Source organism: Mucilaginibacter terrae, assembly GCF_042679325.1.
GTDB lineage: Bacteria > Bacteroidota > Bacteroidia > Sphingobacteriales > Sphingobacteriaceae > Mucilaginibacter > Mucilaginibacter terrae.
On the sequence record NZ_JBHTMJ010000008.1, the window covers coordinates 116,387 to 131,048 of the forward strand.

Here is a 14,662-nt window from a genome sequence, read left to right on the forward strand (position 1 = left end):
TTTGGTTGAATAACCAACCGGTAGCGCAAGGGGTATCAATAAAACGGCATTGGGTTCTCAATTTTGAATTATATTTCAAAGAAAATGAATTAATTCAAAGTAGTGAAATGGCTGATTTCATTAACCAATGCTTATGCAATTACATCTAAATTACTGTAGTTTAAAACTTTATTAGGTTAATGATGGAGTTGTTTTTATATTTAGAGGACTAAAACTGCTCACCAATCACATGCAAAAAGTATTAATACAGCTCATTAATGGTTCATCATGTTATAGCGCTTAATGAGTAAGTTAAGATACACCGTTAATCCGTTTCCCGGCATCAGGAACTTTGAATCTGATGAAGACTACCTGTTTTTTGGCCGGGATCAGCAGATCAGTGATGTGATCGGGCTGCTTTCGGCCACACATTTTCTGGCACTCATCGGTTACTCCGGCAGTGGTAAATCGTCGCTTATAAAAGCCGGTATTATTCCGGGTATCACCAAATATAAAACGGTTAATGGGGCGGAGGGCAGCTGGTCAACCATTTATTTCAGGCCTAATGGCAATCCTTTTAATTCCTTTGCCGAATCGTTAATTAATACTTTAGGTGATAATAAATATGAAAATGAAGAACAGCATGTTAAAACAACAGCAAGGTATTTAAAACAGGATGCGGGTAACCTGCAAAATGTTTATCAAAAATTCGTCAATGAGGTAGATAAGAACTGGCTCATTGTAATTGACCAGTTTGAAGAAGTATTCCGTTTTCGTAACAATATAAGCGAAGATAACGGACCTAATGATACCCAGCAATTTATTGATCTGCTGCTTTCCGGGTTGCATAATAGCAACCTGCCGGTATATATCATGGTATCCATGCGGTCAGATTTTCTAGATAATTGTACCGAGTTCAAAGGCTTGCCTCATGCCATCAATAAAGGTTCTTACCTGTTGCCCAAAGTTTCAAATGAGGGTATTTACGATATTATTACTAAACCGGCAGAGGTGTGCGACGGCACGATAGCGGCCGACCTGGTTACCCGGTTAATGGGAGACCTGAACGATAATTTAGATCAGTTACCTGTACTACAGCATGCCATGATGCGTACCTGGGATCATTGGAAACAATACGAAACCAATGATACCGAAATTTCTATAGCCCATTATGAGGCCATTGGTACCATGGAAGCCGCGCTTTCTATTCATGCCGAAGAAATTTATAATGGCCTTGGTGAGCGCAAACAAAAGGTTGCCGAAAAAATATTTAAAGCCCTTACCGATGTTACCATTAACAGTAAAGGTACCCGCAGGCCCGCACAATTGTTTGAATTAATGGAACTGGCTAATGCCAGCGAACAGGAAGTGGTTGATGTAGTTGATGAGTTCCGCGCCCCGGGAAGGGCGTTTTTAATGCCCATTTATACGGTAGGACTGGAAGAAGATAGCGTAATAGATATTGCACACGAAAGTTTAATGCGGGTTTGGATCCGTTTGAAAGACTGGGTATATGCCGAAGAAAAGTCGGCAGAGTTGTATATGCGCCTGTCTAAATCGGCCGATATGTACCAGCAGGGTAAGGCAGGTTTATGGGTTGATCCTGATTTGGCACTGGCTATTAAGTGGCAGCAGGATAACCAGCCCACCGTAGCTTGGGCCACCCGGTACGACCCCGCTTTTGAACGGGCTATGGCTTTTTTAGAGTACAGCAAAAAAGAAAGTCTTTTTAAAATAGAGCAACGGGCGCGCAAGCAGGCCAACGAGTTGCGCAGGGCAAGGCGTACCGCCATTATATTAGGAACGGCATCCATACTCTCTATATTATTACTGGTATTTGCGCTCAACCTTAAATTTAAGGCCGAGGCAAGCGAAAAGAGGGCTCTGGATAATGAAAAGAAATTGAAAATAGAAGGTATAGAAGCCGACCTTCAAAAAAAGCAGGCCGTGTTACAGCAAAAAATTGCAGAGCAACAGCAAAGCATCGCATCGCAACAGCAAACACTGGCCGAGGAACAAAAACTAACCGCCATAAGCGAGCGGCGTAACGCAGAATTGCAACAATTAGTTGCCGTAGCCCAAAGCCGTGAGGCCAACATACAACGTACACAAGCCCTTTATCTGAAACGCCAGGCCGATACTGCCCGTATAGCCGCGGTAGATTCGGGAAAAGCGGCACAGCGGCAGCGCGATAACGCTATTGTAGCCCGCCGTGAGGTAGAAACCTTACGCATGCTAACAGAAGCACGTTCAATCGCCTTTAAATCCAACCAGTTGTCGGGCGATGCCCAAAAGGATACACTGAGTATGCAAATGGCTTTTCTATCCTATGTTATAAACCGCGAGTATGGCGGCACAGGGCAAAACAGGGCTATTTACAATGCTTTAAAAGCGCAATTGAACCGATATTACAGCAAGGTGCTGCGTTATAGCTACGGTGTAAAAACTAATCCTAACGGTTATGATTTTAGGGGAGCGTTGTTTATTAATAATAACGACTTTTTTACGGCCTGCGATGATGGCACCATTAAAGAATGGGTTATAACCGCTTCCCCGGTGCAAATCAAAGCTAAAAAAGTAAGTAAGGGTATAGGAGAGAGTATTACGGCTATCGCCTTATCGCCCGATAAAAAATACCTTTTGGGCCGTACCGTAAATGGAAAAGTTAGTATATGGAATGCAGATAATATTGCCGCTATGCCGGTTTTACTGCCCGATGCGGTAGGTAAAGCACAGTATGCTACGTTTTTACCGGCAAACGATGATTACCGGGTATTGGTTAAAAATGATAAATATGCCGGCATTTATAGTTTTGGTAAAAACGGCAATAAATTATTGAACCGCTACGTACTATGTAAGGCATCAGCCGATAATGCCTCGCAAGCCGGTTGTGTACAGGTGAAAAAAAATGGCGTAAACGTTTTTGTGGCCCAGGGAGCAACGGTTTGTGCATTAAACTTTGATAATAGCGGCGAGCTTACCGCCATGAATACTGTTATAGCCCTGCGCGAAAAAATAAGTAGCTTGGCCGTAAGCGGCAATAATAGTACGCTTGCTGTGGGTACCGATGCAGGAAGCGTGGAGATGTACGATATTACAGGTGCCAAACCCTCGCTGGATGCCCGCATGAACAGCCACGGCTCGAGGGTTACCGGGCTAAGCTTTAACCGCGATCAAAGCACACTGGCATCAGGATCGCTCGATAATACGGTAAGGCTGGTAAAATGGCAAAACAAGGATGATAAAGGGGAGGACCTTATTTTTCAGGAGCGCAAAAGCTGGGTGCGTAATATTGCCATATCGCCTAATTACAAGTATGTATTATCGGTTGGCCAATCGGGCTTAATACAGTTATGGCCGGTTACCGAACGTATTGTGTTGCAAGAGTTGACCGGCATAGCCGATAACAAAAGGATCATCACCGGCGACTTAAAAGACCGGGAGATTGAAAAAGAAATTGGGGCCGATATATACAGGAGACTATGGGCTGGTAAGTACAAGAACTTTCAGGATTTCTGGACCGCTATGACTAATAAATATATAAACAGATCTGCATGAGGCAATATATACGCTATTGTTTTTTTGTGCTTTTGCTATGTTCGGCTCAAGTGTTTGCCCAAAAGGCAGATACCTGCGCTACCAGGCTTGCCCTTGCACGCGATTTGTACGAAAGCGGTAAACTTAATGATGCTTTAAAGCTGGTTGATGAGTATCAGAAATGTTCGGGCCTGCGCACCAGCGATTACTTTAAGCTCAAGGCCAAGATATTTCTGGCGCTGGATTCCAACACTTATTCGCTGCAAAATATTGCCGAATATGTAAAATCGAAACCGGGCAATTATATTACCGATGATGACCCGGCCGTTTTTAAAAGCATGGTACAGTACGTGCAGGATAGTTTAGCCGAGCGGCAGATCTCGTCGGTATCCAAACGTCCCGAGGATATTGACCTCACCCCGGCATCGGTGATCGTTATTAAAGCTGCCGATATTGTGAAGAGGGGCTACGGCAATTTGGTCGATCTGTTAAGCGATCTCCCGGGTTTCGATATTTCCAAAACCAACTCGGTAACCTATGCTAATATTTACCAGCGCGGTTTCCGGCAGGAAAATACCGAGCGTACCCTGTTTATGATAGATGGGGTGGAAGAAAACGATGTATGGTCTAACATTGCTTACATATCGCGGCAATACCCGCTTTCCAGCATCAGCGAGGTGGAGGTTATTTACGGGCCAGCATCAACCTTGTACGGTCCGCGTGCCTTTGTGGGTGCAATTAATGTGATTACCAAATCATACAAGAGCCTCACCCGTACCAAATCCGAACCTTATACAGCCAGCGCCGATAGTACTACGCTTGGCATCCACGGAACGGCAAATGTATCGGTTGGGAGCTATAATACCCGCAATGCAGACGTTACACTGGGAGGTAAAACCACTAACTTTACCTATATGCTGTCGGGCGCCTATTACCAGTCAAACGAGCGTAACCTCGATTTTCAGAGCTTTTATAATTACGGTCCTAACCAAATAGATAAAGTAAGCAACGCTACTTATGTCACCAACTTAAACAGGATGTCGTTTACAGGCACCGCAGCCGCTGTTGATGCTGCGCTGCTCAAATACGGGGCCGCCAACTTTACCCGAACGGTAAATGCCGACGGTACCTCAACCCTAAGAGTTAACCAGGCTGCAATGCCTTCGCTTATTGAACGCGCACGCGCAGCCGATAAGGCCACCTATAGCGGCCTGGTAAACGGCAAGCCATTAGGTTATAGCAACCAGGCGGCCGATTGGTTTGTAAGCGGCAAATTGCGTACCGGGAGCCTGGAGGCTGGTTTCCGCACGTGGAAACTAAAAGAGAGCTTTAACTACTACCAGAGTTTGTATAGTGCCGGTACCGAAAACGGCGGCCGCTGGGCACCCATCAATACCACGCTTTATACCAATTACGATAAACGCTTTGAAAACTTTACTTTCTCTAACTTAAATTCCTTTGTGATCTCGGGTTTGGATAAGGCTTCCAATTTAGTTACGGCCAACACTTTTTACAGCGAAGTTGCCCGTTTGCCGCTATTTAGCCTGTTTGAACCAACTACGTTAATTGATGGTAATAAAAACAGCTTTGCCAACAGGTTTTACTATTATAAAGGTCAGCAGTTCAGGAGTGATACCAAGGTTACCTATACTAAAAACAAACTTTCGTTATTAGGTGGTTTCGAGTATCGTTACAGCCAGTTACAGGGCGATTATTTAACTTATACCAGCTTTGCCGGTAATAATGCCATTGACCAAAGCAGCGTTGCATTTGCACAAGAGCAGGGTACCACCGCAACGCTGCCTAAAGGTGGTAACCAATACAATACGCTCGATTTGGGGGTGTATAGCCAGGCCACTTACCAGGTTAAAGATTCGTTATTGTACGCTACGGCAGGTGGCCGGTTTGATTATAACCGCATTAATACCAATGCGGGTTTCGGGCAGGTTTTTTCACCCAAACTGGCATTGGTAGCTTCATTAAAAACCACGGTCTGGAAACTGATTTATTCGCAAGGTATTCAAAATCCGTCGCAGTTCACCAAGTTTTCCACCAGTACCACACGTAATGCCAACCCCACTCTCCGAGCCGAAAAGATTAGGAATTACGAACTTATTGTGCTGAACAAGCATGGCAAAAGTGTTTTTAACTGGGATGTTTCGGCAGCATATTCAGCCATTATAGATGCTGTTTCCAGCGGACCTGATCCTTTAATCCCCAACAGGGTTATTAATCAAAACAATGGGCAATACTCCATATTTACCGCGCAGGGCAATTTGATCTATCATCCGCAGCAATCGCATTGGGATGCTTACTTTAACGCCACCTATACCCGCGCCCGCCAAACAGCAAACAGCTCGGTGGTTGATTTTCAAGAACAAATTATAGCCGATATTGCACCCATTAAGCTAAATGCCGGAGTTAATTATGCTTTTGCGCTACATAAAAATACTTTTAACATAAATTTGCGGGGTAATTACGTAGATGCCAAGCCCGTGGGCGATGGTACCACGGTTGCTGCCAACCAGGGTGTGGATGGTACCGGTTTCATTCCCCGTTTTGTAATCTTTAATTCGGCATTAACCTATCAGCATAAACAATACCAGCGTTTTACACTACAATTGGTACTCAACAACATCATGAACAGCCTGTATTATAGCCCAGGCCCGCGTAATGCCAATGCCAATTTTACTACAGCTATTTCGGGCTTTGTACCTTACGTGGCCCAACGCGACAGAAATTTTTTACTGACCCTAAAATACGACCTATGAAACAGCCTATCCTGAACGCCTACGAAATACGCAACGCCGATTATGCCGTTGTACACAGCGAATCGGAAGTGGATTTTGACCAGTTTATTGAGGCACTGGACATAAAAAACGGTGAAAAAGTGATTGATGTTGGGGGCGGTTACGGCTCTATTTTTATCCGCCTTATTCAACGCCAGCCACAGGTAAGTTTTGAATACGACCTGTTGGACGGGGGCTTGTTCCAGCTTAAGAAGGGAGAAGAGAAGATCAGTATATTATTAGAGAAATACGATAACCCGTCAACAGTGCGCTACCTGCATCAGGATGCTTTGGAACTGAACCTGCAAGCCAATCATTACGACCTGGTAATATGTAAAATGTTCCTGCACGAAATACCTCAACGATATAAAAAAGACCTGATAAATAACTTATTCGGCATTGTAAAGCCCGGCGGCAGGGTAATAGTGTGGAACCCCGACCTGGAAGAAAACGATTACCATTTTTACACGAGTGTTATTAAAAAGAAAGATGAACTGGCCGGGTACGAATCGTTGGTGCAAAACCGGCATTTTTTACTCAACCACGATTTTTGCGCTTTAATGGAAGAAGCCGGTTTTACCTGTGTAGAAAAGCTGCTGACGTTTGATTATCACCTGCATACCGTTAACCGGCTAAACGAAGAGTTTTCGGGCGATAAAATGAAGCTGCAAGAATGGAACGGTTACATTATGCAGATAGCGCAGCAACTGGATGAACAAACCCGTGAGACTTTACAAATAAAATCGTTGGATGATGATATTTACATCAACTTTAAACGCGGGGTATTTTTACTGGAGAAACCACTGGTTTAATAATAACTGCATGTTTCGTTGCCCGCAATAACCAACCTTTAAGTTTGTTAAAAACTTAGCCCATTGTAGGTTTTTGGCAAGCTCATACTAACAAGGGGTTAAATTAAATAATATAAAACCCCTTGCATAACACGCTAATAATAAAATAATGCCCCTAACCCTAAAAACCATTAGCAGCAAAGTATTCAATCTTAAAAAAGGTGAAGAAAAAGTGGTGATGCTGCTTACGGCTTATTCGTTTTTTATGGGGCTGGCCTATGCGTATTTCTACACCGCATCTAACTCCCTGTTTGTAGGTAAATTTGAAACAGCCGTACTGCCATATGCCTACATGGCGCAAGGTGTGGTCAGTTACGTAGTATGGCTGTTATTTAAGCGCTTGCAACGGTACTTTTCTTTTTCCAAAGTGTTTATTGGCGGGGGGGTGTTCTTGTTTATCAGTGTAGTGGGCTTATCAATTGAATACCTGGTTAACCAAAGCAGGTTTGCCGTTTTCTCGCTATTTGTTTGGTACAACATATTTTTATTGCTCAACGGTATCGGCTTTTGGGGTATAGCCGCTAAAATCTTTAACCTTGGCCAGGCCAAAAGGCTTTTCGGATTAATAGGTTCGGGGGAGATACTGGCCCGGGTCATCAGTTTTCTATCAGTACCTTTTTTGCTTAAATCGCTCAAAACATCCGATCTGTTTTACTTTTCTATGGGCGGGCTGGTAGTTTGTCTCCTCATTATGCCCATGATTACCCGTCACCTTAAAGGGCAAATTAATGTGGTTAAACCTGTTGATGGCAACATTATTCAGCCTGTAAAAGAAAGTAGCAGCATTTTCAAAAACCGCTATTTTCTGTTCATGTTCGTGCTGGCATTGTTCCCGCTTTTTGCCACCTTTTATGTCGATTTTATTTTTTTAGGACAGGTTAAGGTGCAGTTCGTTAATCCTAAAGTTATTGGCGGGTTCATCAGTATTTTCATGGGCAGCATGTCGGTTGCCGAGTTTTTTCTGAAAACCTTTGTTTCGGGGAGGGTGCTCACTAAATACGGTTTGCTGGTTAGCTTGTTGTTGCTACCGCTGATGCTGGCTTTTTCAACCCTGCTGGCCGCTACGCTGGGTACGGTTTACGGTACGGTAGGTTTGTTCTTTTCCTTCGTTATCCTGAGCCGTTTGTTCGTAAGGGTGGTGCGTACCTTATTTTTCGATCCTTCATTCCAGATATTGTATCAGCCTATACCTATAGAAAACCGCTTATTGCTGCAAAGCAAGGTAGAGGGCGTATCCAAATCCATCGGGTTTATTTTTGCAGGAGGAATGCTGGTACTGCTGTCGAAGGCTAAGTTTTTAGATGTGGTTATTTACAACTACATCTTACTGATTATTATAGCGGTATGGGTGTGGGTATCGTACCGGCTGTATCACGAATATAAGCACTTGTTAAAGTCCGTTATATCAAAACTAACGAACCATAACCAGGCCGAGGAAAAAGCAGGAGCACTGGTATTCAGCCGTTACATGGGCATGGTTGATGTTAACAACGTCCGTAAAACCGGTGTTGCCTTAAACCTGCTTGAAAAAATAGCTCCGTCGGCTTATAATTTAATGTTGCTGCGTTTGCTGCCCAAAAGCGGCGAGCTACTGCAAAATAACCTATTAGCTAAAATGGAAAAAGGAAATATCACTATTGCCATACCCATCCTGGATATTTGTATAAAAAACAAGGAGCTGAATGGCATGGCAAACCGCTTTACCGAAACAAGGCGTTACCTCAACCATATTCAACGGATGGATTACAAATCGGCGGTGGATCTCTCGCGATCTGATAAGGCTAATGACAGGGTAGGCATTGCTCATTTAATGGCTTTCTATCAAAACTATAATAGCTATAAAATACTAACCGAGTTATTGCAGGATGAGGTTACACCGGTACGTAATGCAGCTTTAATGGCATCGGGCAATATTAAAAAGCGAGAATTATGGCCATTAATGGTAAAAAGCCTGCTTGATGAGGAAACCGCTTATGCGGCTACACACGCCATACGCCATGTGGGCGAACCGTTGCTGCCTTACCTGGCCGCGCTGCTTAACCGGGCCGATCTGTCTAAAAACAGTTACATCCGCTTGGTTAAAACCATTGCCGCAATCGAGAGCCCCAAGGTGGAGCCTTTGCTGAAAGCACATCTGAATTTAGTAGAACCCGACATTCGCAATAACCTGTTAACTGCGCTGTATAATCGTCATTTCCAGTTTCCTGTAGCCGAGCACCCGGTTATAAAAGAGTATATTGATTCAGAGATCAGCACTATTGCCTGGATAGCGGCCGCTATTTTAGATATAGAAGCTATGGAGGGTGCGGAGGAACTGCTGAAAAGCCTGCAACTGGAACTTCGTTATAAAATTGGCTTAACGTTCAGGCTGCTATCTATGATGTACGATGCCAACGTCATCCATTTCTTTATCCATAGCTTTGAAGATTCATCTAATGAAACAAGGGCTTACGCTATGGAAGTGTTAGATATGACCATACCTGCCGATGTAAAAGCCATGATTATGCCCTTGCTGGGCGATTTAACCAATGCCGAACTCGTGCATGCTTTTGAGGTGAGTTATATTCAGCAGAAGTTAACCATTAAAGACCGTTTGATAGACATTATTAACAAGGATTACACCAAAATTAATTACTGGACCAAGTGTATGGCTGTTAACCTGCTGGCTACATTTGCGGGTAGCGATGAGGTGCTGGTGGGGCAAATGCTGAGCCACAACAAAATGTATTGCGAAACCGTGCTTTGGAAACTGCATAATAGTAATACTTATTTAATTACTGCCATAACCCAAAGACTTACCGCTGCCGATAGGGACCGGGTGTACGAACGTACCAAACGTTTTAAGAACATTAATTTTAAACGATATTTACTCACCGATGTAATTGGCTTATTTAAACTGAACACATTTTTTAAAAGCCTGCCCATGTTTGAACTGATGCACCTTTGCGAAGTAATAAAACAGCAATATATGGCGCAAGGCACTACCCTTAACTTAACTGATGAGCACGATACGGAAGCTGCCTACTTTGTAATGAACGGCTTGCTGCGTATAAGCGATAGTTACGGCCAAACCGAATTGCATAAAGCCCGGTTTTACTGGTATATACAAAATGGGCCCAGCAGCAACCTGGTTATAGAGGCTTTGGTAAATACTGCTTACATCAGGATTAGTGCCAGTGCTATGTATGAGTTGCTGGCCGGCCATAATACCCGAATCAGAAAAATGATTAATACATTAAGTAACGAGACTGTTCAAGAAGCTGTTTTATGAGAGATACGTTTAAACGCAGTCGTTTTTTATGGAGCTTGATAAGCGTTATGCTGATGATAGGCCTCATATACACATCAGGGTACGCGCAAACCCTGGGCAATGAAACCGGTATCCCTATTCAAAAAGAATTTTTACCTGCAGACTATAAGGCCAGCGGCCAGAATTTTGCCATAACAGCCGACCATAGGGGCATTATGTACTTTGCCAACTTTACCGGCGTGCTGGAATATGATGGCACCAACTGGCGTACTATCCTCACTAAAGAGCGTACCAAAGTTAATACCCTGGTAACCGACCGTAGCGGCAAGATATATGTAGGTACCCGTGGCGAAATTGGTTATTTACAGCCCGATACGCTGGGCGATATGCAGTTTGTTAGTATCAATAGCTACCTCAAACCCTATAACATCGCCTTCCCTGATGTTATAAGCAGTTATGCAACAGCCGTAGGTGTGTACTTTATTACGGCTAATCATATTATTTTATGGAATGGTAAAAAGCTGAAAGTTCAAAGTATTGCCAACCCTATTATCAGTGCTTTTTATGTAAATACTAAGCTGTATGTACAGCTTAAAGTGGGCGGGTTGCAGGTATTTAACAACGGTAGATTCAATAGCATTAATGGTGGCGATCGGTTTTCGGAACAGGAAACGGTTAACGCTATGGTAAGCGCGGGAGCAAACCGGGTGCTCATAGGTTCGGGTAACCAGGGCTTGTTTATGCTTACCGATAAGGGTATCACACCTTACCGGTCAGAAGCCAACGCCTATTTAAAAACTAATTTGGTTTCGTACGCAACCAGGTTAAAAGACGGCTCCTTTGTTTTAGGCACAGTTAATGGTGGCGTGGTTATTATTACTGCCGATGGCTTACTAAAACAGATCTTTAGTAAGGGAACTACCGGGTTATATAATAATAACATCCACTTTTTGTATGAGGATGATAACCACGGCTTCTGGATAGCTACCGAAAAAAATATCAGTAGGATTGAAATGCCGTCGTACCTGGTATTTTATAACAGTAAAAAGAATGTAAACGGTAACGTAACGGGCATTACCCGTTTTCAAAATAAGTTGTATATAGCTACCGACCAGGGTTTATTCTATTACAACGGCCAGCAAATGCAGTTTAAAGCCGTGCCCGGTTTGCAAATGCCTTGCCAACACTTGTTGCGGGTAAATAACCAACTATTGGTGGCCACCTCAACAGGGGTTTACAGCTTTAACGGTACGGTGGCGCAAATCATAGTGCAAGGGTATTCGCTGTTTTTACATCAGTATAAAAGCAAAGCTAATATGGTTTATGCAGGGCAGTTAAAAGGAGTTGCTGTTTTGCAGTATAACGGTGGTAAGTTTAAACTGCAAGCAAGGCTGCCCGGCATTACCGATGAGATAAGGGAAATTGCCGATACCGGCAACGGGCACCTATGGCTACAGGTACCATCAAAAGGTTTAATAAATGTTGATGTGAGCAACGGCAAATCGGTTTTGTACAACCAAAGCAGGGGCCTGCCTTACAACTCGGGCAATCACTTAAATATGGTAGGTGGCAAGCTGCTCATAGGTACTATAAAAGGTGTTTATAAATTTAACCTTGCTCAAAATAAATTTACCCATACCAATATTTTTAAAGGCGATTCGGTAACTAATTACACCTGGATCAACCAGATGGTGGAGGGTAAGGCAGGGAGTTTATGGACAACATCGGGTAACGGTACCGATATTAATAATTTTGTTAAAACCTCCAATGGGTACACAAAAGCCAATGCCATACTGGCACCGGTTAAAGATCAGCAGGTGTTCAGTATCTTTCCTGATGATAACGGGACCGGCGTATGGTTGGGCAGTACCGATAATCTGATCTTTTTTGATACCCGCTATGCGGTCAGCTTTTCAAAAGTTAAACCGGCGCTTATCCGCTCGGTTAATGTAAATACCGATTCGGTACTGTTTAGCGGAACTTACTTTGATGCCGGCAAACTGGTGAGTTATAATCAAAACAAAGAGTTTACGCCCAAGCTCAATTACCAGCACAATAATATCAGCTTTACGTTCACCTCACCCTCGTCAACAGGTAGCGGAGATATGCTGTACAAGTATTACCTGCAGGGTTTTGATGCCGATACCACCACCTGGGTAAAACAGCAGCAAAAAGAATACTCCAACCTGCCCGCCGGAGAATATACTTTTCATGTACAGGCTAAAAACGTATTCGGCTTTATAAGCCGTGAAGCTACCTATCGGTTTACCATTACTAAACCTTTCTATCAAACTATATGGGCTTACTTAATTTACGCACTGGTACTGGCAGTTATTATATTGCTGGTAGTAAGGCTGCGTTCCCAAAAGTTATTGAGAGAAAAATCTCGTCTGGAAAACCTCATCCGCGACCGAACGGCTGAAGTAATTACTCAAAAGGAAGCTATTGAGAGCCAGTCGCTGGAACTGGCCGGAAAGAACGACGAACTGGAAAAAATTAACCTCATAGTCAAATCTATTAATGCCGAAATTAATTTCAGTAACCTGATGCAGGCTATTTTGGAGAAGGCCAGGATTATAAGGGGTGCCGAAAAGGCCGCCATGCTGGTTTATGATAAAGCTACCGATAGCTTTAAATTTAAAGCCAGTTACGGTTACAATACCGTAGTGCTTGATCAGATTCAGATAAGCCCGGTAGATGCGCAAACCCGTTACCTTTCGGCAGCCGAAGAGATTTATGAGGATATTTATTTTGTAAAATCGGTAAAGAGTATTAAAAACGATGAGCAGTTAGCCAGTGTAAATAAGGCAAAATCGAGCTTAATGATGGTGATCAAATTAAATCACCAGATCCACGCCTTTATGATTATAGAAAACTGGCAAAAACGTAACGCTTTTGAGGAACGCGACTTCAGCTTGCTTAAAAACCTGAAAGAGCACTTTGTTGCCGCGGTAATTAAAACCACACTGTTGGAAGATATACAGGATACGCTTACCAACCTTAAAGATACCCAGGAGCAGCTCATCCGCCAGGAGAAACTGGCTTCTATAGGGCAGCTTACCAAGGGTATTGTAGACAGGATACTGAACCCGCTTAACTATATCAATAATTTTTCATCGCTTTCGGCCGATCTGATAGACGAATCGATAGAGATCTTCGAAAAGCCGGAGCTGGGTACCGACGACAAGGAAGAGATCTTCGACCTGCTGGCTACCGTTAAAAACAACATGCAAAAGGTTAACGATCATGGTTCAAGCGCATCGCGCATTATCAAAGCCATGGAAAGAATTTTGCGCGAAAAATCTACCGTATTTATTGATACAGACATAAACCGCCTGGTAGAGGCTACGGTTGCACATGTTATAAAAGACTGTAACAAAGAGTTTCCGGGTGTTAATGTTAATGTGGTGATGAAACTGGACCCAAGGCACGAGCATGTGATGGTATTACCTACCGAGCTCAATACCGTACTTACGCACCTGTTAATGAATGCCTGGTATGTAGTAGCCGAAAGAACGCTAACCGATACTAAACACCAAGCCCATATAACCGTATCGACCGTATTTAAACGTGATGATTTTGAAATTGTGGTAAGGGACAATGGCAAGGGAATATCCGTTACCGAACAAAAGCAACTCTTCTCGCCGTTTTTTACCACCAAGCCCACCGCCAGGGGTACCGGCCTGGGCCTTTATTTAAGCCAGGAAATTGTGAAAGAACATAAAGGGGAAATTACGGTATATATGGAAGAAGGCCTGTACACCGAATTTGTTGTCAATATACCCAAACGGGATTTTCAACCTGTTTTAAACGATATGGCAGGCGCTTAAACTTTACAATCTCCTGCTCAAATTTATTTCGGTATCCCAAATAAATGCTGAACATTTGATTAGGAAATAGAGTACAATTAGCAAGTGGGATGCCGAAGTAATTCAGTATGACAAGCATAGCTTTGTACGCCCGTAATGCCGATGAATATCGGCATCTCACAAGCTAATTGAATTTTATGCAATAGACCGGATAAATGGTCAAAATTATATTAAATCTCAAATAACTCGTGATGACTTGGTAAGCAGATAAACAAACCTAAAAAAAGATTTAAAAACGACATAGCATCCTTAAACTTTACAATATCATGCTGAATGTTTTGGCATTCAAGATAAATATTGAACATTGATAAAAGTGTATAACGCACCTACTTAGTAGGTGATATACCGAAATAAATTCGGTATTACCAGCGCTTTTTATAACAAACT

At 43.1% G+C, this 14,662-nt stretch carries 5 protein-coding genes; all 5 read left to right on the plus strand.

Annotated features, from left to right (window positions below; translation table 11 throughout):
* The first annotated feature begins 282 nt into the window (after nucleotides 1–282).
* The 5 genes from ACFQ3S_RS07575 (at nucleotide 283) to ACFQ3S_RS07595 (ending at nucleotide 14,236) form a co-directional block, all read left to right on the plus strand.
* The gene (locus ACFQ3S_RS07575) at nucleotides 283–3,537 is read left to right on the plus strand and encodes an NACHT and WD repeat domain-containing protein (protein WP_377162923.1); all 3,255 of its coding nucleotides are present in this window, start codon (nucleotides 283–285) and stop codon (nucleotides 3,535–3,537) included.
* The gene (locus ACFQ3S_RS07580) at nucleotides 3,534–6,287 is read left to right on the plus strand and encodes a TonB-dependent receptor (RefSeq protein ID WP_377162925.1); all 2,754 of its coding nucleotides are present in this window, start codon (nucleotides 3,534–3,536) and stop codon (nucleotides 6,285–6,287) included. Before ACFQ3S_RS07575 ends, ACFQ3S_RS07580 begins: the two co-directional genes overlap by 4 nt.
* Nucleotides 6,284–7,117 carry a class I SAM-dependent methyltransferase gene (locus ACFQ3S_RS07585; protein WP_377162927.1) on the plus strand — a complete coding sequence of 278 codons (834 nt, stop codon included), beginning with the start codon at nucleotides 6,284–6,286 and terminating at the stop codon, nucleotides 7,115–7,117. Before ACFQ3S_RS07580 ends, ACFQ3S_RS07585 begins: the two co-directional genes overlap by 4 nt.
* 148 nt (nucleotides 7,118–7,265) lie before the next feature.
* On the plus strand, nucleotides 7,266–10,427 hold the full coding sequence (locus ACFQ3S_RS07590) for a hypothetical protein (RefSeq protein ID WP_377162929.1): 3,162 nt from the start codon (nucleotides 7,266–7,268) through the stop codon (nucleotides 10,425–10,427).
* Nucleotides 10,424–14,236: a sensor histidine kinase gene (locus ACFQ3S_RS07595; RefSeq protein ID WP_377162931.1), complete on the plus strand. Its 3,813-nt coding sequence runs from the start codon at nucleotides 10,424–10,426 to the stop codon at nucleotides 14,234–14,236. The genes ACFQ3S_RS07590 and ACFQ3S_RS07595 overlap by 4 nt, the downstream gene beginning before the upstream one ends.
* The last annotated feature ends 426 nt before the right edge of the window (nucleotides 14,237–14,662 follow it).